The organism is Pseudoalteromonas sp. S327 (genome assembly GCF_005886415.1).
Classification (GTDB): Bacteria; Pseudomonadota; Gammaproteobacteria; order Enterobacterales; family Alteromonadaceae; genus Pseudoalteromonas; species Pseudoalteromonas atlantica.
On the sequence record NZ_PNDP01000031.1, the window covers coordinates 60,762 to 79,421 of the forward strand.

The following is an 18,660-nucleotide window of genomic DNA, read 5'->3' on the forward strand; positions in this document are numbered from 1 at the left end:
ATGCTAAAACAAGATATAGCTGCTGCGCTTGAGGTGGCCTTTAGTCAACATGGTTTTGCTGAGCCTAGTGTGGCTAAGCTGCAAAAACTCAGTGGCGTTAGTTTGCGCACCCTTTATAAATATTACCCGTCAAAGCAGGCAATGATCATTGCTGCGCTTGAGTACCGCCATAATCGCTATATTAATTTTTTACTTAAAGATGCACCTGCTCCGGGAGTTGAGGCGGTTTTGCACATGTTTGATCAACTAAAAGCGTGGATGGTGCAATTTGCGCCTAATGGCTGTTTATCTATTAATGCGTTGTCGGCGTTTCCTGAAGATGAAGCTATTAGCCTTGCGGTGCAAACACATAAAAATGACGTAAAAAAACTGCTAGGTGAGCAAGGTTTAAATTCATCGTTGGCTAGTAGCTTGTTTTTGCTGCACGAGGGAGTGTCGAGTGCATGGCCAGTTATGGGCGATGAGGCGGTTACATCAGCAAAAAACAGTATTCTTAAATTAATATAATGGAGCAACCAATGGCAAATTTACCTAGCACAATGCACGCTGTACAGCTTACCGAGCATGGCGATTTTGATGTATTAAAGTATGCAACTAACTTACCGTTGCCAGCGCTTGCACAAACAGATGTACTTATAAAAGTCATGGCGGCAGGTGTTAATAACACAGATCTTAATACCCGCACGGCGTGGTACGCTAAAAAACAAAGCAGTAAAGACGATGCAAGTTGGTCTGGTGATGCGTTTGTTTTTCCTCGTATTCAAGGGGCAGATGTATGCGGCGTAATTGTGGCTGTTGGTAAAAACGTAGATCAAAGCCGTATTGGTGAGCGCGTTATTGTTGAGCCATGTTTAATTAAAGCTAATGGCGAAAAGCTTAAATCGCCATGGTATTTTGGCTCTGAGTGCGATGGTGGCTTTGCACAGTTTACCCGCGTTGACTCTATTCACGCTTATAAAATTAATAGTAACTATAGTGATGAAGAGCTGGCCTCTTTTCCGTGCTCATATTCTACGGCCGAAAACATGCTATTTCGCTCAAACCCACAGCAAGGGCAAACCGTTTTAATTACAGGCGCTTCTGGTGGTGTTGGTTCAGCGGCGGTGCAATTAGCTAAAGCACGTGGCGCTTTTGTTATTGCCATTACGAGTAAAAGTAAGGCGCAGCAGCTCAAAGAGTTAGGTGCTGATAAAGTTATATTTCGTGAAGATGATTTAATTCAAGCCTTAGGTAAAAACAGTGTTGATGTAGTCATTGACCTTGTTGCCGGCGAGCAATGGCCTGCACTGCTGGAGGTATTAAAACCAAAGGGGCGTTATGCGGTGTCGGGCGCTATTGGCGGGGCATTAGTCGAGCTTGATATACGTACTTTGTACTTAAAAGATTTAACTTTTTTTGGCTGTACAGTTATAGAGCCTGAGGTATTTAAAAGCTTAGTTAACTTTATTGAACAAGAAAAAATAAAGCCTATTGTGGCGCAAACATTCCCACTGAGCGAAATTGTTACAGCGCAAAAAGTGTTTGCACAAAAACAACACGTAGGAAAAATTGTACTCACTATCCCCCATAGCGAATAACGCGTTAAACAACAAAGCCCGTTACAAAGTAAGCGGGCTTTTTAATGGTAACAAGCTTATAAGCTTTTTTTAGGCGGTAAAGCCACGTTTGCAAATATTAGCCCTGCTACAAGCGACATAAATATTAAAAACGTTTGCTGGCCTATATGCTCGGCGTAAACAAAGTCTTGGCCTTCAATAAGCGAGTTTAAGCCAATATACGTTTTACTGCCGGGTACCAGTACAATTAAGCCTTGCATGGCAACAATGGAAGCTGGGGCATTTGCAACGCGGTTAAATAAGTTACTAAACACTCCAACCGAAAGCGCACCAACAAATGTGCCTAACGTGTAGTCAAGGTACATAGCCGAACCAATACTCGTGCCATAGGCTATAAAACCAGATGCGATTGACCACCCAGCATGTTTAAGTTTGGTTCTAAATATCACTATTAAGCTGCTACAAAGTAAAAATATAGCCAGCCACGCAGTCCAGCGCGGTAGTGGCTCGGGCTGTACAAAGTCAGTTTGGCCAAATATGGCAAAGCCAATGCCTATGCCAATAAAGGCGCCAAAGTACAGTTTAAATAACAGCATAAACGAGTCCATAACCCGCGCCGTACCCGACACCAAATGCCTAGCTGCAAGCTCTGCTAAACCAAGCGCTAGCGCTAAACCGGGTATAAATACAATAATGGCTGAAAGCACCACTAACCGTATATTTATATCGGGCGAAATATACACACTTATTGCACAAGCCAGCACTGCCGATACTATAGCAACAAGGGGCTCTAGCATGTGAGCAACCCGTTTTGAGCGCCCCGACCACAGCACAAACACATACACCACTAAAGTAAGTAACGCAGACCAAATAACGTCTGTCCAGCTGGTACCCATTAGCATGGCAAATGCCCCCCCCGATGTTGCAAAAGCAATACCGGTAACAAATTTATTGTACGGGTTTGGCATGTCGTAAATGGCATCAAGCTGAGCATCAACCTCTTGTAAGGTGAGCTTGTCGTCGAGCATTTGATTAACTAAGTCGTCGGTGTCGGCAAGTGAGCCTAAGTCGTGATCGCCTGGGTCTACGCGTGCCACGTGGGTGTATTCGTCTTCGTGGCCATCAGTCCAAATTACAAACGTTACCGAAGTTGGCGACATAACAAAAGACGATTTAAGTCCTAAGTAAGTGGCCACTTCCATTAAGTGTGCTTCTAGGCGGTACGCAGGGGTGCCGTACTTATGAAGCATTTTACCTAATTTAACGATAAATTTGCGTTTTTCAGTAAAGGTTGCAGTTTTCAAATCTTGTATGGACCAGTGTGTAAATAAATTAGCTAAAAGTATAGGCTAAAACGCCCATTTGTAATGGGCGCGATTTTAAACACAAATCTGTAGGAGTCTAGTCATTTTTAATCTAATTTTTTATTTTTTTCAGCAATCCATTGCGCCATATATTGCGTACTGCGCATAGTATGGTGTTTTAACATTTGTCCGGTGAAGTTTTTTTCCCTATGCGCTTTTAAATCGTTGCTTATTGAGTCAATTTTATTAATTAGCGCCGCGCTTAATTTTACTTTGTCGTACAAGGTATTAAGTAGCGTATTGCCAGCTTGTTGCGCGTGTTCAAAATCGGCTTGATTGGTGTAAAGCTCAACGGCTGCATTTGCAAAATCGTCGGTATTATTAGCCACTTTACCAGGCCATGGTAGTTCGTTGTGCATGCCCTCACAGCCTATGTCGGTAGTTACACTAGGGGTTTGCATTATCATTGCTTCTAGCAGCTTGCCTTTTATACCTGCGCCAAAACGAAGTGGGGCTAAACATACGCGTGCGCTTTGCATTACCACATAGGCGTTGTCGGCCCAGCCTTTTATTAAAAAACCGGTTTTAGGGTTATTAAGTGCTGTTGCTTTTGGTGGCGGGTAAGAGCCATAAATATGCAGTTCTGCTTTTGGTAATTGCTTGCGAATAAGCGGCCATATTTTTTGTAAGTACAGCACGGCATCCCAGTTGGGGGCGTGTCTAAAGTTACCTATGGTCATAAAGTGCTCACGTTGTTCAAACGATTTAGTTTGCGCAGGTAAAGCAGTTAAATCGACCATAAAAGGGAGATGATGTAATAAACTGGCTTCTACGTTAAATACACTACTAAGTAATTGCATTTCAAAGCTTGAAATAATTAAGCTTAGGTCGCAGCGCAATATTGCGGCTATTTCGCGTTTTGCTATGTCTGAATGTAAATCGCTGGTGGTAAATTCTCGCTCGCCTTTGTGCGCTTCGTGGCGCGCATTACGTAGGCATTGTAAATCTTCGGTATCGAGTATTTTAATGGCATTGGGGCAATGTTTATCTACACGCCAGCCAAATTGCTCTTCCATCATAAAGCGGTCAAACATCACTATGTCTGGGTTGTACGCTTTAACGTACTCATCAAAACTTTCGCAGTTTAGGGCAATGCTTTGGCTGGTTATACCAAAGTGATCTAGGTTTACCATGTGCTCGGTGCGTTGTGCTGGGGTGGCAAATTCTACTTGCCAATTTTGCGCTTTAAACGCGTTTAATAACGACATCATGTGCGTACCCGCAGCAGACGAATTTGGTTCTGGCCATACGTAACCAATTACCAGCACTTTTTTCATTACGGTGTTTCTCTAATTTGTAGGTTTACATTTACCAGTGTTTTTACTGGTGCAGTGTTTGTTTGAAGTTGTTCTTGCAGCACTAAAATACTGCGCTTAGCAAGCTCTTGCGTGTTTATATTGGCGCAAGTAAAGCGAGGTTGCATTTCGGTAATATCAGGAATATGTAAGCAGCTTACTATATTGTTTTTCAAATGCGGGGCGCCGGCTAAAACGCCATGCGCAATTATATTATTAGCGCATACAACCGCGTCAATACTCGGATTATTAAGTAATGTGCTACTAAATATTTGCTTAGCATGTAATGGGGTGTTTTTTGTGCACGTAATAGCTGGCTCAGGGGTTATATTGTGTTTTTTACACGCGCTATTAAAGCCATTTAATAAACCCTGTGCTGATAAGCTTTCATCACCCATAAAGAGTATGTTTTTAGGCGAATTATTTATTAGCTGCAATGTTACTACATGGCTTGCTTTAGTGTAGTCGGGTAAAACACACGGGGCTGAGCTGTAAGGTACTTCGTGCATTAGGCTAATAACATGGTAGGCAGCAGCAAGGTTGTCGAGCCACTGCGCACAGGTACTAGCCACAGGGCAAATTATAAATGCAGCCACTTTGTATTCTTTTAAATTATTTATTAGCTGTGTTTGGCGCTCTACGCTGTTGTTACTACTAACAATAATGGCCTGAAAAAAAGCCTCGCTTAATGCCTGCTCAATATTTTTAGCAAGCAATGCCATAAGCGGGTTTGTTAAATCGTCAATTACTACAACTACTAAATTAGAGCGCCCAGAGCGCATAGCCGCTGCATCGCGATTATACACATAACCTAGCTCATCTATGGCTTGTAACACTTTTTGTTTGCTTTTATCGGCTACTTTATTACTGTGCGTAAGCACCAGCGATACGGTCGATTTAGACACCCCCGCACGGTGAGCAACATCAAAAATAGTGACCGATTTAGCTTTGTTAGGCATGGTATTTTAAGCGCGCAGTAGTGAGTAAATAGCTGCGTAGTGTAGCGTATATAATGCGTTTAAGTCATCTTTTAGCCCTGTAATTTAAAGCTTAATACTTTATGAACAGAGCAAAACATGTTTATATACCTTTTATAATCTTAAAAATAACAAAAGGATAAAAACATGAACGCATTTAGGCTGTTAGTTGCCTTTATTTGTTGTGTTGTAATAATGCCAAACAGCTATGCTGAGCAAGGTTATCAAACACCTTCGCCTGAGCTAGCCGCTGTGGTAGATGCCAAATTAGCACCCACTAGTTTTTTATCGAGCGATGGCCAATGGCTTGCTTTATTTGAGCGTAAGCGCGTAGAGACGCTTGACGAGCTTGCTAAAGATGAGCTTAAACTTGCGGGTATAAAGCTTAACCCTGCTAACTTTTCGCGTTCGCGTGTTAGCGCTAAATACAGCGCGCTTGAGCTTAAGCATGTGCAAAGCGGCACCGTTATTAATATTAATAATTTACCAAACGGTATTATTCGCTCGCCTAAATGGTCATCTAACAGTAAATATTTAGCATTTGTTGTAGAGCAACAAAACCAAGCAAATTTATGGCTTTACAGTGTAGAGACAAAGCAAGCAAAAATGCTCTCAAATGCAGCGCTTAACTCAGTTATTACCGCTACGCCTTACCAATGGTTACCCGATAGCAGCGCACTGGTTGCAAATTTAGCGGTTAATATAGGTAAACCCGCGTTAAAAAACAGCAGTCAAAATGTAGTGCCTGTTATACAGCAAAGCACAGGCGAAAAAGCCCCAGCGCGTACTTATCAAAATTTATTAACCAGCCCGTTTGACGAAGCACAGTTTAAATTTTACGGCCAAGGGCAATTAGCTTACGTAACGCTTGATGGCAATACACAAGCCATTGGCAGCCCTGCATTATTTAAATCGTTTTCGGTATCGCCAGATTCAACCAATATATTAGTTGCTGCGATAAACGAGCCGTTTTCGTATCAAGTACCGTACAGCCGTTTTGCCAGCACTTGGCAAATATGGGGAATGCGCGGTTACGCATTAGCCGAACTTGTAAAACAACCGCTTGCCGATAACATTCCACAAGGCTATGACAGTGTTCGCACCGGCCGCCGCGATTTTGAATGGCGCGCGGATCAAGGCGCAGAAGTTATTTGGGCCGAAGCACAAGATGGCGGCGACATGAAAACCGATGTTAAGCACCATGATTATATTTACAGCCTACGCGCGCCGTTTAAACGCGAGCCAAAACTGTTTGCTAAAGTAGAGCGCCGCTATGCTGGTATAGTTTGGGGTAATCAAAATATTGCCATGCTTAGCGACTGGCGCTTTAGCGACCGCCAAGTGCGCACGTATGTTATTCAGCCACGCAATGCAGATAAAAACCGTGTGCTTTTTTCTGAGCGAAGCTATAACGATGCGTATAAAAACCCAGGTAGCTTTATATACGAGCGTAACGATTTAGGCGCCAACGTTATTAAAATTGTTGGCGGGCGTTATATGTATCTGCGCGGTAACGGCGCGTCTGAGCAAGGTAATATTCCGTTTTTAGACCAGTACGATGTAAAAACGAATAGCAGCAAGCGTTTATGGCAATCACAAGCGCCATACTACGAGCGTGTTCGTGCACTGCTTGACGACGAAGGCGAGCGCTTTATAACTGTGCGAGAGTCTAAAACCGAGCAACCTAACTTTTTTATTCGTGATTTAGATAACGATACTCTTACGCAGCTTACTAATTTTGCTCATCCGTACCCAGCATTTAAAGGGGTTACAAAAGAGCAGTTACGTTACAAACGCGATGACGGGGTTGAGCTTTCGGGCACGCTTTATTTACCACCAGGTTACGATGTAACTCAAGGCCCGTTACCCGTACTTATGTGGGCGTACCCACTTGAATACAAAGATAAAGCCGTAGCATCACAAGTGCGCGAATCGCCATACGAATTTACTTACATTGGTTATTGGGGCCCTATGCCTTACCTTGCTAAAGGTATTGCGGTATTTGACGACCCTAAAATGCCTATTGTAGGTATTGATGGCAGCGAGCCAAACGATAACTTTAGAAAGCAGCTAGTTTCAAGTGCGAAAGCTGCGGTTGATGTGCTGGTTAAAAAAGGCATTGCCGATAAAAACAATATTGCTATAGCAGGGCACTCGTACGGTGCATTTATGGTGGCAAACCTATTAGCGCATAGCGATTTATTTAAAACCGGTATTGCTCGCAGTGGTGCTTACAACCGTACCTTAACGCCGTTTGGTTTTCAGGGGGAAGAGCGTGATTTTTGGCAAGCACAAAGTGTGTACGCTAACATGTCGCCGTTTTTCCATGCTGAAAAAATTAACGAGCCAATGCTAATGATTCATGGCAAAGAAGATCCTAACTCTGGAACTTTCCCAATGCAAAGTGAGCGTATGTACGCAGCGCTTAAAGGCTTAGGTAAAGACGCTCGCTTAGTAATGCTCCCTTACGAGGCACATGGCTACCGCGCACGTAAAAGCTTATTACATGTACTGTGGGAGCAAGAGCAATGGCTAGATAAGTATTTATTAAGTGATACCGTAAAGCCAGTAGAGGTCATTACTCAGCCAGTGGCAAGTACTGAACAATAGTAGATAATAGGTAACCAATAGCGCGGCTACTTTAGCCGCGTTTTTTGCTTTTAATATAGAGAGAAAAAATGATTGATGTTGCAGCGCTTGCCGTTTTTATTCCTACCTTCTTTTTTGTATCTATCACACCGGGTATGTGTATGACCCTTGCCATGACATTAGGTATGAGCATAGGTGTAAGGCGCACATTATGGATGATGATAGGTGAGCTGTTAGGGGTCGCAAGTGTTGCTATTGCTGCGGTATTAGGTGTTGCAAGCGTAATGCTAAATTACCCTAATGCGTTCGATATTTTAAAATGGGTAGGCGGTGCATACTTAATTTATATAGGTATAAATATGTGGCGCGCAAAAGGTAAAATGTCGATTGATACACAAAAACCGCATGATGTAAGCCGCCAGTCGCTATTTACGCAAGGCTTTGTGACTGCCATTGCTAACCCAAAGGGCTGGGCGTTTATGATCTCTTTACTACCGCCATTTATTAGCGTTGAACATGCACTCGCCCCGCAACTGTTAGTGCTTGTTTTAGTTATTATGATAAGCGAATTTATTTGCATGTTAGCGTACGCCACAGGCGGTAAAAGCCTGCGTTTATTTTTAAGCCGTGGCGATAATATAAAATGGATGAACCGAATTGCAGGCAGCCTTATGGTGCTAGTAGGCATATGGCTGGCATTAGGGTAATTAAATAACAGTTGATATTATCAATTAATTTGCTATAGTTGACTTTGTCATCTATTTTAAGAGAAATACCTGTTTAATGAATACGCCTGCTTTAGTAAATTCTGCGCTCGTAGAGCCTAAAAAAACACCTGTAATTTATAAAATAATGGCGATGGTAAGTATTATTGTTTTTGTAGGCGGCAGCTTAACAGGTATTATGACTTACACAAATGTAGGTATAACTGAGCATTTTTATATGGATTGGTTTACCTCGTTTTTAAGTGCGGTGTTGGTTATGGCTCCTGTGGGGTTAGCAATGACAGCCCTTATGAATACCTTGGTGGCTAAGTTATTACCAAAAGCAAGTGAGCTAAAACGCAATTTAGTGATTAGTGTTTTTATGGCGCTTACCATGGAGTCGCTAATGGCGTTTGTAACTGCCACTAACAATATAGGTTTTGCCAATATGCGCTTATTTTATACCGCGTGGGTAGAGGGGTTATTAGCCGCGCTACCCATTGGTTTAACATTAATGCTGGTTATGTCGGTTACCGTAAAACCTAAATTAGAGCGATTTTTAAAAAGCTAAATTGCGCTTTTTAAAAATGTTGCCGTGCGGCTATGCTCAGATTGAGCCACATCTTCTGGTTTACCTTGAGCAACAATTAAGCCGCCTTCGTCCCCCGCTCCTGGGCCAATATCAATTACCCAATCACTGTTACTGGCAACTTGCATATCGTGCTCAACCATAATTACGGTGTTGCCCGCATCAACTAAGCCATTTAACTGCGCCATTAGCATGGCTACATCTTTAGGGTGCAGGCCAGTGGTTGGTTCATCTAAAATATAAAGCGTATCGCCGCGCTGCGTACGTTGTAGTTCAGTGGCAAGCTTTATGCGCTGGGCTTCACCGCCCGAAAGCTCAGTAGCAGGTTGGCCTAAACGTAAATAGCCAAGGCCCACTTGTAAGAGCGCATTTAGCGCACGTAAAATAGCGGGTTCATCGGCAAAAAACGTATGCGCAGACTCAACGGTTAAATTAAGTACATCGGCAATGGTTTTATCTTTATAGGTAATGTCGAGTGTTTTTTGGTTGTAGCGCTTGGCGTTACACACAGGACAAGGCGAATACACGCTAGGTAAAAATAACAGCTCCACGCTTACAAAGCCGACGCCTTCGCAGTTGTCGCAGCGACCTTTTTTAACATTAAACGAAAAACGACCTGCATCGTATTTACGCGCTTTTGCCTCTTTGGTATTGGCAAATAATTTACGTACGTGATCGAACAAACCAGTGTAAGTAGCAAGGTTTGAGCGAGGCGTGCGGCCAATGGCTTTTTGATCAACCGTTATTAGGCGCTTTATATGCTCAAGGCCCTCGGTAATTTTGCCATGGGTTGGTGTTTGGAGTTCTTGATCAAGCAAGTCGGCTTCATCGGTAGGCATTGGCGGCGGCGTTTTTTGTCCTAAAGCATCTTGAATAAGCTCGACTAAGGCTTGGCTTACTAAGCTTGATTTACCTGAGCCAGAAACCCCCGTAACACTTGTAATAACCCTAAGCGGAAATTCGGCACTGATGTTGTGTAAATTGTTGCGCTCAATACCACTTAGCTTAAGCCAGGCTGCTGGCGTACGTTGTGTTTGATGATTTGGCTTTGCGTTATTGTTATGTTTAAAAAGATATTGACTTGTATGTGAGTTGCTCATTTGCTCTAAGCCTTCAATTGGGCCGCTGTAAACAATATTACCGCCATGCGAACCCGCATTTGGCCCTACATCAACCACCCAATCGGCGTGGCGAATAACACTTGTATCGTGCTCCACCACAAATACTGAGTTACCAGCCGCTATTAGCTCATCTAGGGCGCTTAAAAGTGCTTGCGTATCGGCTGGGTGTAAACCTGCCGAAGGTTCATCTAGCACATACACAACACCAAATAATTTTGAGCGAATTTGCGTTGCAAGCCGCAAGCGTTGTAATTCCCCAGCTGATAACGATGGCGTAGTACGCTCAAGCGATAAATACCCTAAACCAAGCTCAGTGAGTGCTTCTACGCGTTTGATAATGTCGCCTGCTATACGCTTTGCAACTATGGCTTTCTCGGGATTTGCAGCGTTACTTCTAGCGGGGTTACTAGCGGCAAACCTTAATTTATCTGCCAGCTCATTGAGCGTTAATTGTGAAATTTCACCTATATCAAGGCCCGCTACTTTAACCGATAACGACTCTTTTTTAAGCTTTTTACCTTCGCACTGCGGGCATTGTGATATTTGCATATACTGCGACACGCGCTTTTTAGTACGTGGGCTTTGAGTGCTCGCAAACGATTGTAAAACAAAGCGTTTAGCACTTGTAAATGTACCCATGTAGCTAGGGCTTTCTTCATTTTTAATAGCTGCTTGCGTTTGCTCAAGCGTGTACTCAGGAAACACCGGCACCGTAGGTGTTTCGTCGGTAAATAAAATCCAATCACGGGCTTTTTTAGGCAGGGTATTCCACGGTTTATTAATATCGTAGCCTAGCGAGGTGAGAATACGGCTTAGGTTTTTACCTTGCCAAGCCGGCGGCCATGCTGCAATAGCGCGCTCTTTAATTGATTTAGTGGGGTCGGGCACTAGTAGCTCTTCGGTTACGTTAAATACGCGGCCAATACCGTGGCACTTTGGGCAGGCGCCTTGCGGCGTATTAGGCGAAAACGCATCGGCGTACAGTATGCCTTGCCCTTCGGGGTATTCGCCTGCGCGTGAGTAAAGCATTCGCAGCGCGTTAGAAATAGTGGTTACACTACCCACCGATGAACGTACCGAGGGCGCACCACGCTGTTGTTGTAATGCAACCGCTGGTGGCAGCCCTTCAATCGAATCTACATCAGGCTCGTCTACCTGATCGATTAATCTGCGTGCATAAGGGGATACCGAATCAAGATAGCGGTGCTGCGATTCGGCAAATAATGTTCCAAAGGCGAGCGATGATTTACCCGAGCCTGATATACCGGTAAAAACAACAAGTGAATTACGGGGAAGATCTACATCCACATCTTTTAAGTTATGAACACGCGCGCCTCTTACTTGAATGCTGTGCTCTGGGTTTAATAAAGCCGATTGCGCGTTACTAAGCTCATGTAACTTTTTAGGTGTAGTTGCCATTTAATTTACTCCTGTTTAAAAACCGTGTGTTTATTAACGTGCCGCAAAGTATTAATACTAATGCGGTGACACTGAATGAGCGCTTAGCCTGTTTATTGGGTTTTTAATAGGGTGTTTACATAATAGGTAAAAACTGCGAGTATAAATTTCAATCAAGTATTCAAGCATCTAAATTTAAAAGGAAGTTTAATTGTGGCAAAAATTGTAGTTAGCTTTTTATTTTTATTAGTACTTTGCGCCAATGTGTTTGCAGCGCAAAATAATGTATTGAACGTTGACCGAGCCATACCAAATAGTATGCACTTGTCGTTTCCAAACGATAATAATATAACGCCTAAAAAGTCTGACTTTTCAATTTTAAACTATGTACTTATGAGTAACGAAGAAGGGGAGCGCTGGGCGGTTATTACCCTTACAAATTTAGCCTCTGGCAAGCGTGAACTTAATCAGGAGCATTTATTAGCGTTGTTTGCAGATGGCAGCAGGCTAACCCCAAGTGATTTTAAACTAGGCTTTAATGGCGACCAAACACAGTCGGTAACTGTATCGTTTGCTGAGCATAAGTTTCCTATTTTAAGTGTATATTCGAGCAATGATCAGTAACACATTTTTAGATAAGTTAAATGTGTAGTAATTGCTTTAGTTTATCGGCACCGGCTCTGCTGGTGCTTAGTTCAGATTTAATATCATCATTTACAATCACCATTAGCTTGCCGTTAAACCAGCGCTGTATTTCTTTTATGTGGTCAATATTAACCAAATAACTGCGATGAATACGCACAAAGTTGTGCGCGGCTAGGGCGTGTTCAAGCTGATCGAGCGTGTCGCTCAAATGATTAAACGTTTCTCCATTCCACGCTAAGCTATTTCCTTGCTCTGATTTAATAAATTTAATATCGCTTGGGGAAAGTAAAAATATGCGCTCACCACTTTTACTAACCAGTTTGTTTAATGAACTTTCGGTAATTGTAAAAGCGGGTTCACCTGCGCAGCTAGTTACATGAGTGTGCGCTCGTTGTTGCTCTAATTGCTGCTGCGCTTTGGCTAACGCTTTTTTTAATCGTGCAATTGGAAAAGGTTTGAGTAAATAGTCAGTTGAGGCGTGCTCAAATGCTTCAATCGCAAATTGGTCGTACGCGGTGGTGTAAATAATAATGGGTTGGTAGTTAAGTAAATCAATAAGTTCAAGGCCATTAATTTCAGGCATTTGAATATCAAGCAATACCACATCAGGAGTCAGCTCATTAATTAATGCAATGGCCTCTTTGCCATTTGTGGCTATGCCTACCACGTCAACATGCTCCATTAAGCTTAATTGATGGCTTAATTTTTCGCGAGCAGGAAGCTCGTCATCGGCAAACATTATGCGCATTTTAGTCGTTTTATTTGGCAGGTTTATATTGTTCATAACGCTAGCTCCAGCGTAACAACAGCACCATTATCATTACTGAGCAATACTTTACTTTGTCCAAGTTGATTAACGCGTAGCATAATGTTTTTCATCCCTATACCTTTTCCGTAGCCACATTTTAATACATCGTCAGTAAAGCCTTTTCCGTTGTCGCTTATCACAATTTTTACCCCGTTAGATAGTTCACTCAGGGTAATATTAAGTGTGAGTGAGGTTTGTTTAGCATTGTGCTTAATTGCATTTTCAATAATAGGTTGAATAAGAAGAGGTGGTAGCGTTTTTTTTTAAGGCTATTGGGAATGTGGTAATTAACCTTAAGCTTATCGCCAAAGCGTGCCTTTTCAATATTAAGGTACTTTTCTATTATGGTAAGCTCTTGCTGTAAAGGTATTTGCTGTTGCTCTGCGGTATCAAGCGAGTACCTTAAAATATCAGCGAGTTCATGCAGTACTTCATCGGCTAAGTCGGGTTTTGTGTGTATGTAAGCGGAAATTGTATTTAAGCTATTAAACATAAAGTGAGGGTTTAGCTGGTATCGCAATGTAGCAAGTTGAGCTTGTTTAAGCGCGTGCTTTTCGGCTGTTACGCGTTTTTTGCTTTCAATAAAAATACTGGTGAAGTAAATACACGAGCCCCAAAGTAAGCCGTTAAATACTACAAATATCCCCATTGATTTATGCCCATCAAAAAGTAGTGTGAGCACTATATCGGTAAGCACATTACCGAGGGCCATAAATACAACGGCAATTAACCATTCAAGTACTATTTTATTAATGTGCTTATTGCGCAGGAAAAAAATAACGGCTGCCGCACTCCATACCGGAACCCAATAAAAAGTAATAAACCACACGGTTGCGGCGAGTGCACTGCCGCCTGTTAAGGGCGCAGAGTTAGCAATTATCAGCCCAAGGGCGTAAGCAATATCAACAATAAGTAGAATAAAAAAGCTGTATTTGTAAAAAGGATGTTTGAGCATAATAGGTGCTTCTTTTTGTAAGTGATTAAACCATAACAAAAAACAGTCAAAACCCAAAGATTTTGTGTTTTGACTGTTACTTATTTAAAAGTAAGTTAGCTTATTGATTTGTAGTGTGTTTTTTAACGGCTCGTTGCTTGCGCCTGGCATTTTACGCCACATTAAGTTAACCCCAGTTAATTCTGTTGCCGACCACGTAACGGGGCTACCAAACCCAAACTGTTTAAATGTAGTGAAAGGAATATCAAGCGTTGTCCACTCATCGCGCGGCTTTAAAAGCACACTAAAGTGATCCCAATCTTTTACATCACTATGATAAACAGACATAGCAAAAGGCGTGCTTGAACCTTTATAGGTTAATCGAATACCTTTAAATGCAGAGGCATCAACCGGCGATGTAAATTTTATTTCAGCGCCTGCCCACGCGCCAAAGCTGGTTGGCTTTGTAATGGTTGTATCTATAGTTAAGCTATTTTTATTCATGGTAAGTGTTGCCACAGACTGACCACCCATTACCGAGTCGCTCAAGGCTTGCCATGGTGTATCACCGGTAAAATCATCAATAACATGTTGCGCTTGGCGGCTTTTAACTTCTTCATTACAAGCGGGGCCTTGGGGCTTTATGGCTTTGTTTTGAGCAATAAGCGCTGGGCGGTCTACTTGTACTCCTGCTTTATAAACCTCTGATATGGTGTGAATGTGGTTTATATCATCAAGTGGGTTTTGCTTAAGCAGTACAAAGCTTGCCTCAAAGCCATTAGCCAGCTTGCCAATGCTCTCGGCTTTATTAATCGCTTTTGCGCCGTTAACTGTGGCTGCATTAATTATTTCACTATTAGTTAAACCAGCTTTTTTAAGCGCATCTAACTCGTTATGTAACCCCGTACCATGCAGCGTGTAAGGGTTTCCGGCATCAGAGCCTGTGCCTATAGTTATATTAGCTTTATGTAGCTTTTGTATATTTGCATAAGCGGTTTTACGCTCCTCCCACGCGTGCTCTTTCCATTTTGAAGGTGCAGGCACGTTTTCAAACAAACACCCTTGAAGCTTTTCGGGAATGGTTTTTAGTAACTCGCTTTGTGAGCTTATAGTATGGTTATGCTTTTCATCGCTATGGTTATGATACACCGCAAGGGTAGGAATATAGGTTACGTTATGCTGTTTCATTAGCGTAATAAATTCATCGTCAATCGCTTCGCTATTAATACCGTGCGCTAAAGCTGTTGCGCCGGCTTTAATAGCGCGTTTAGCATCATTTAATGTAGAAACATGCACAAAATACGGTAAATTAGCCGCTTTAGAGCGTTTACCTAGCTCGCTTAATTGGCTATCAGTTAACGATTTACCCACACCGCCAAAGGTTTCAATAACCGCTTTAGTTACATGTGGATTAGTGCTTATATGTTTTTTCCATAGCGCTGCTATGTCTTCATCTTTTGCAATTTCGTATGCGTGGCCGCCAAACTGCGTGCCATGCCCACCAGGGTTGGTAAACAAAGTACCCGCATAAAAAAGGTTAGGGGTTAGTTGGGCTTCTTTTAATTGCGCGGCTTCGTTTAGGGTTTGCTCAAACGAAAACAAATCAACAATGTTTGTTACGCCTAAATACAAATTAGAATTAAAGTGCGCTTTAACCGGCAAATACTGAAACTCAGTAAAGTTACTACCCGATGAGCCTAAATGTACATGTAAATCAATTAAACCAGGTATTGCATATTGGTTGTTAGCATCAATAGTTTTATCGGCGTTTTTAAGTGGGTCGCTCGCTTTAGTAATACTTACTATTTTACCATCTTCAATATACAGCGAACTTGGCGCAGAAAAACTTTGCGAACTGCTTTGGTATAAACGAATGTTGTCGACCCGCAGGTCAATGGCATACGCACTAAAATGGCTTGTTAAACTCAGTGCTATAACTGTTTTTGTAACAATGTTCATGACTATATTCCTTATCAAAATAGGTATTTGGCGTTTTGTTGATAAGAAATTTAGCGAGTTTTTTAACCTGCTTCATTAATGTTTATCTGAATCGACATTATTAGAGGTTGAACCGACATAAAAGTAAATGAGCGTTGTGGTAGGAGAAATTAACTTTATTGTATTACTTTGTTTATATGCTTAATATGTAGCTAAAAGTGAAACGAATTTAATCAAGATATTACACTTACAATAGTCAAATGCTAGTATCATAAGTTATAAAAAAAGTCATGGAAGATCAATGAATAGTATAAAGTTAATACTTTTTTCACTTGCCTTAGTTTTGGCTCCTTTACAGCTTTTAGCTGAGCAACAGCTCCCAACTCAATTTGATAATAATCGCATAATTTTAATCCCGGAACTTACTAGTGGTAAAAAGCTAAGATTTTTTACAGATACCGGCGGTGGGTGGAATGCCATTTCGAAAGAACTTCACCAGCAATACAATTGGCCAACAATCATAAAAATAGCAGATGGCGAAGAGTATACCTTGTCAGAAATGCCTAAGTTTAAAGCAGAAGCAGAAATACCTACTGGTGGCATTGAAAATTTCATGGGTGGATATTTGTTTATAGCCCCTGAAGCAGAAATATCAACAGGGCAACAGTTTGATGGCTTTTTAGGTGGTCGATGGCACGCAGAAAAAATTATTAAAATTGATTATGTAAATGAATCAATGTTTATCCTTGATTCTCTTGATGGGGTTAACTTAAACCAATTTAAAAAAGTAAAATTAGGTTTTCAAAAAGACTCTTATCAAAAATACACCACAGCCTTTCCTAGGATGAGTATAAAAGTTCAAGGAATAGAGCATCAAATGTTATTAGATACTGGTGCAACATCAACTTTAACTAATACCGCAAAAAAACAAATACATAGTAAATCGAATGTGGTTGGGACTTCTTTCATTGCAGCTAGTGTTTTTGATAATTGGAAAGCCAGAAACCCAGATTGGATTGTTATTAAAAAGGCTGAGCATGGCACCGAGGAAGCTATGATTAAGGTACCTCTTGTAATTATAGCCGAACAAAGTATTGGACCTGTTTGGTTTACAAGAAGGGGTGATAATAACTTTCATGAGTTTATGTCTTCAATGATGGACAAAAAAATTGATGGCGCATTGGGTGGTTCAGGCCTCAAATATTTTGAACTAGTGATAGATTATATCGACGAGCATGCTTATTTTAAGGCAGAGCTTTAAAATACGTATGCTTGAGTGGTTTTAAAAGGCGGTTATGGGCGATAAGCGGACAGTCATCCCTTCAGAAAGTTTTGTTTTACATCTATGGTTGTAGAGTTTCTCTTAATAGCAAACAATCAATCCAAAAGGTCGTTTATGCCGGTTAATAATTGATATATCCATAGTTATCTATGTGATATAGAGAAATAAAGAATATTTTGCTATTAATGGGTAAGACTAAATCTACCTAATGCTCGGTAGAAAAATAACCTACTGGTGCGATATTAAATTGTTATTGCGGGAAGCAGATTGGGTTTACTAGTAGGGGCTTCTGGATAAGCTAAAATAGTACAAGCGGCAGTTTAAATAAGTAAGCAAAGCTACTATTATTGATCGCCTACTAGAAAAGATGGCAAATTTTAAGACAGGAATTCGCGGTAATAGCTAGGGTATCTAGAGCTTTTACCATCTAGAGTATTGGCAGTGGTGGTCAGTGGATATTAACAATATGCAGCAGTGTAGTGCCTATGGCACTGGACTCTTTAACACTTACCACTGTGCACAACGTTAAGTGCCCTGAGTACCCAAGCTACGCTCTTCACTTTAAGGATATTATAATTGGAAGATTTTACTTCATATTTACCTGCTATCGTAACGGCATTGCTCATCACCCCTCTCGGAGGCTATGTTGCTCATCGTTTAAAAGCATTGGCGACTAAAGAAGATTTTAATGATGCTATTGAACAGCTTAAAAAAAGCACCAAAGCTGTTGAGGGTATTAAAAGTCAGATGAACGAAAAGTATTGGGTAAAGCAACAAATTTGGGAAACTAAAAGAGTTGCATACGAGGAACTCACATCAAGCCTATATATTACTCAAAAATACCTAGATGGATTAGTTGCATATTTTGAACATTACGTAGATTGTTTTGTTCATATAGGATGCCCACAAGGAGCACCATATGATTCTCCTGAAGAGGAAGAACATCAACGTTCATATGCAGAGTACATCGAAGGTGAACAAAAAGCTTTCTTTGAAAAACATGCATCTCTTGAATCAAAAAGTGAGCGTGAAAATTTATTAAATGAAGCAAGTGATAGCTTTATAAAGCTTGAGAATATTTTTTCAGTAAAATCGATATATTTGCATGGTGACTTGAAACTAATAGAAAGTGGCATAGAAAGACTGAGAGAGAAAGTTTTTGATGCTCAACTCAAGCAAGAAGAGTACGAAGATCAATCAGGATTTTTTGAAAGACTTCTTGAACATTATTTGAGTACTCAGAAATCTCTATCCGATTTAATCGAAAAAACTAAAGGCTTAGCGGTTAAAGACTTGAAATTGGAGTTTGACGGTTTAAGCAAATAATAAGAGTCTAAGATTATGACAGTCCGCTTCTGGCACAGACTGTGTGAAAACTCTGATCACCTTTTGGTCTAAGTATGTTCTGCTTATGATCTATTAATCTATACATTTAGTTCACTTAATATACTGATATTTAT

Annotated in this window: 16 protein-coding genes; 8 read left to right on the forward strand and 8 right to left on the reverse strand. The window is 41.3% G+C overall.

What is annotated here, in order from left to right:
- Together CWB60_RS09640 and CWB60_RS09645 are read left to right on the forward strand one after the other, a co-directional pair.
- Complete coding sequence (locus tag CWB60_RS09640) at positions 1-507, forward strand: TetR/AcrR family transcriptional regulator (RefSeq protein WP_039972541.1); 507 nt, start codon at positions 1-3, stop codon at positions 505-507.
- Positions 508-518: 11 nt separating this feature from the next.
- Positions 519-1,577 (forward strand): alcohol dehydrogenase family protein, encoded by a 1,059-nt coding sequence (locus CWB60_RS09645; protein WP_138579870.1) that lies wholly within the window; start codon positions 519-521, stop codon positions 1,575-1,577.
- Positions 1,578-1,633: 56 nt separating this feature from the next.
- Here the strand turns inward: CWB60_RS09645 and CWB60_RS09650 are convergent, their stop codons facing one another.
- The 3 genes from CWB60_RS09650 to CWB60_RS09660 all read right to left on the reverse strand — a co-directional run bounded on the left by CWB60_RS09650 (position 1,634) and on the right by CWB60_RS09660 (position 5,174).
- Entirely contained in the window at positions 1,634-2,860 is a 1,227-nt protein-coding gene (locus CWB60_RS09650; protein ID WP_029773039.1) for a threonine/serine exporter family protein, read from the reverse strand.
- 107 nt (positions 2,861-2,967) lie between these two features.
- Positions 2,968-4,197 (reverse strand): glycosyltransferase, encoded by a 1,230-nt coding sequence (locus CWB60_RS09655; RefSeq protein ID WP_138579871.1) that lies wholly within the window; start codon positions 4,195-4,197, stop codon positions 2,968-2,970.
- On the reverse strand, positions 4,197-5,174 hold the full coding sequence (locus tag CWB60_RS09660; protein ID WP_138579872.1) for a LacI family DNA-binding transcriptional regulator: 978 nt from the start codon (positions 5,172-5,174) through the stop codon (positions 4,197-4,199). Before CWB60_RS09660 ends, CWB60_RS09655 begins: the two co-directional genes overlap by 1 nt.
- Before the next feature lie 165 nt (positions 5,175-5,339).
- Between CWB60_RS09660 and CWB60_RS09665 the strand changes: the two genes are divergently transcribed.
- The 3 genes from CWB60_RS09665 (at position 5,340) to CWB60_RS09675 (ending at position 9,056) form a co-directional block, all read left to right on the forward strand.
- Positions 5,340-7,802: a S9 family peptidase gene (locus CWB60_RS09665; protein ID WP_138579873.1), complete on the forward strand. Its 2,463-nt coding sequence runs from the start codon at positions 5,340-5,342 to the stop codon at positions 7,800-7,802.
- Between the two features lie 68 nt (positions 7,803-7,870).
- Positions 7,871-8,488 carry a LysE family translocator gene (locus tag CWB60_RS09670; RefSeq protein ID WP_064387054.1) on the forward strand — a complete coding sequence of 206 codons (618 nt, stop codon included), beginning with the start codon at positions 7,871-7,873 and terminating at the stop codon, positions 8,486-8,488.
- Positions 8,489-8,564: 76 nt separating this feature from the next.
- Complete coding sequence (locus tag CWB60_RS09675; protein WP_138579874.1) at positions 8,565-9,056, forward strand: DUF2798 domain-containing protein; 492 nt, start codon at positions 8,565-8,567, stop codon at positions 9,054-9,056.
- On the opposite strand, the gene uvrA is transcribed toward CWB60_RS09675, so the two are convergent.
- Positions 9,053-11,614, reverse strand: a complete 2,562-nt coding sequence (gene uvrA / locus CWB60_RS09680; RefSeq protein WP_138579875.1) for an excinuclease ABC subunit UvrA — start codon at positions 11,612-11,614, stop codon at positions 9,053-9,055. The genes CWB60_RS09675 and uvrA overlap by 4 nt on opposite strands.
- Positions 11,615-11,806: 192 nt before the next feature.
- Between uvrA and CWB60_RS09685 the strand changes: the two genes are divergently transcribed.
- Positions 11,807-12,217, forward strand: coding sequence for a hypothetical protein (locus CWB60_RS09685; protein WP_058549929.1), 411 nt, complete (start codon positions 11,807-11,809; stop codon positions 12,215-12,217).
- 16 nt (positions 12,218-12,233) lie between these two features.
- On the opposite strand, the gene CWB60_RS09690 is transcribed toward CWB60_RS09685, so the two are convergent.
- The 4 genes from CWB60_RS09690 to CWB60_RS09700 all read right to left on the reverse strand — a co-directional run bounded on the left by CWB60_RS09690 (position 12,234) and on the right by CWB60_RS09700 (position 15,939).
- Positions 12,234-13,022, reverse strand: a complete 789-nt coding sequence (locus CWB60_RS09690) for a LytR/AlgR family response regulator transcription factor (RefSeq protein ID WP_104643962.1) — start codon at positions 13,020-13,022, stop codon at positions 12,234-12,236.
- Positions 13,019-13,285, reverse strand: a complete 267-nt coding sequence (locus CWB60_RS20965; RefSeq protein ID WP_349304175.1) for an ATP-binding protein — start codon at positions 13,283-13,285, stop codon at positions 13,019-13,021. Before CWB60_RS20965 ends, CWB60_RS09690 begins: the two co-directional genes overlap by 4 nt.
- Positions 13,213-14,001, reverse strand: a complete 789-nt coding sequence (locus tag CWB60_RS09695; RefSeq protein ID WP_249318379.1) for a sensor histidine kinase — start codon at positions 13,999-14,001, stop codon at positions 13,213-13,215. The genes CWB60_RS20965 and CWB60_RS09695 overlap by 73 nt, the downstream gene beginning before the upstream one ends.
- An 84-nt stretch (positions 14,002-14,085) precedes the next feature.
- A complete protein-coding gene (locus tag CWB60_RS09700; protein ID WP_138579876.1) occupies positions 14,086-15,939 on the reverse strand; it encodes a CIA30 family protein in 1,854 nt (617 codons plus the stop codon).
- A gap of 280 nt (positions 15,940-16,219) precedes the next feature.
- Here CWB60_RS09700 and CWB60_RS09705 point away from each other — a divergent pair, with 280 nt between their 5' ends.
- Complete coding sequence (locus CWB60_RS09705) at positions 16,220-17,179, forward strand: hypothetical protein (protein ID WP_138579877.1); 960 nt, start codon at positions 16,220-16,222, stop codon at positions 17,177-17,179.
- Between the two features lie 597 nt (positions 17,180-17,776).
- On the forward strand, positions 17,777-18,526 hold the full coding sequence (locus CWB60_RS09710; protein WP_104643966.1) for a hypothetical protein: 750 nt from the start codon (positions 17,777-17,779) through the stop codon (positions 18,524-18,526).
- Positions 18,527-18,660: the final 134 nt, after the last annotated feature.

Coding starts and splice junctions, on each gene's coding strand:
- CWB60_RS09640 (WP_039972541.1), top strand. CDS start 1: ATGCTAAAACAAGATATAGCTGCTGCGCTTGAGGTGGCCTTTAGTCAA.
- CWB60_RS09645 (WP_138579870.1), top strand. CDS start 519: ATGGCAAATTTACCTAGCACAATGCACGCTGTACAGCTTACCGAGCAT.
- CWB60_RS09655 (WP_138579871.1), bottom strand. CDS start 4,197: ATGAAAAAAGTGCTGGTAATTGGTTACGTATGGCCAGAACCAAATTCG.
- CWB60_RS09660 (WP_138579872.1), bottom strand. CDS start 5,174: ATGCCTAACAAAGCTAAATCGGTCACTATTTTTGATGTTGCTCACCGT.
- CWB60_RS09665 (WP_138579873.1), top strand. CDS start 5,340: ATGAACGCATTTAGGCTGTTAGTTGCCTTTATTTGTTGTGTTGTAATA.
- CWB60_RS09670 (WP_064387054.1), top strand. CDS start 7,871: ATGATTGATGTTGCAGCGCTTGCCGTTTTTATTCCTACCTTCTTTTTT.
- CWB60_RS09675 (WP_138579874.1), top strand. CDS start 8,565: ATGAATACGCCTGCTTTAGTAAATTCTGCGCTCGTAGAGCCTAAAAAA.
- uvrA (WP_138579875.1), bottom strand. CDS start 11,614: ATGGCAACTACACCTAAAAAGTTACATGAGCTTAGTAACGCGCAATCG.
- CWB60_RS09690 (WP_104643962.1), bottom strand. CDS start 13,022: ATGAACAATATAAACCTGCCAAATAAAACGACTAAAATGCGCATAATG.
- CWB60_RS09695 (WP_249318379.1), bottom strand. CDS start 14,001: ATGCTCAAACATCCTTTTTACAAATACAGCTTTTTTATTCTACTTATT.
- CWB60_RS09700 (WP_138579876.1), bottom strand. CDS start 15,939: ATGAACATTGTTACAAAAACAGTTATAGCACTGAGTTTAACAAGCCAT.
- CWB60_RS09705 (WP_138579877.1), top strand. CDS start 16,220: ATGAATAGTATAAAGTTAATACTTTTTTCACTTGCCTTAGTTTTGGCT.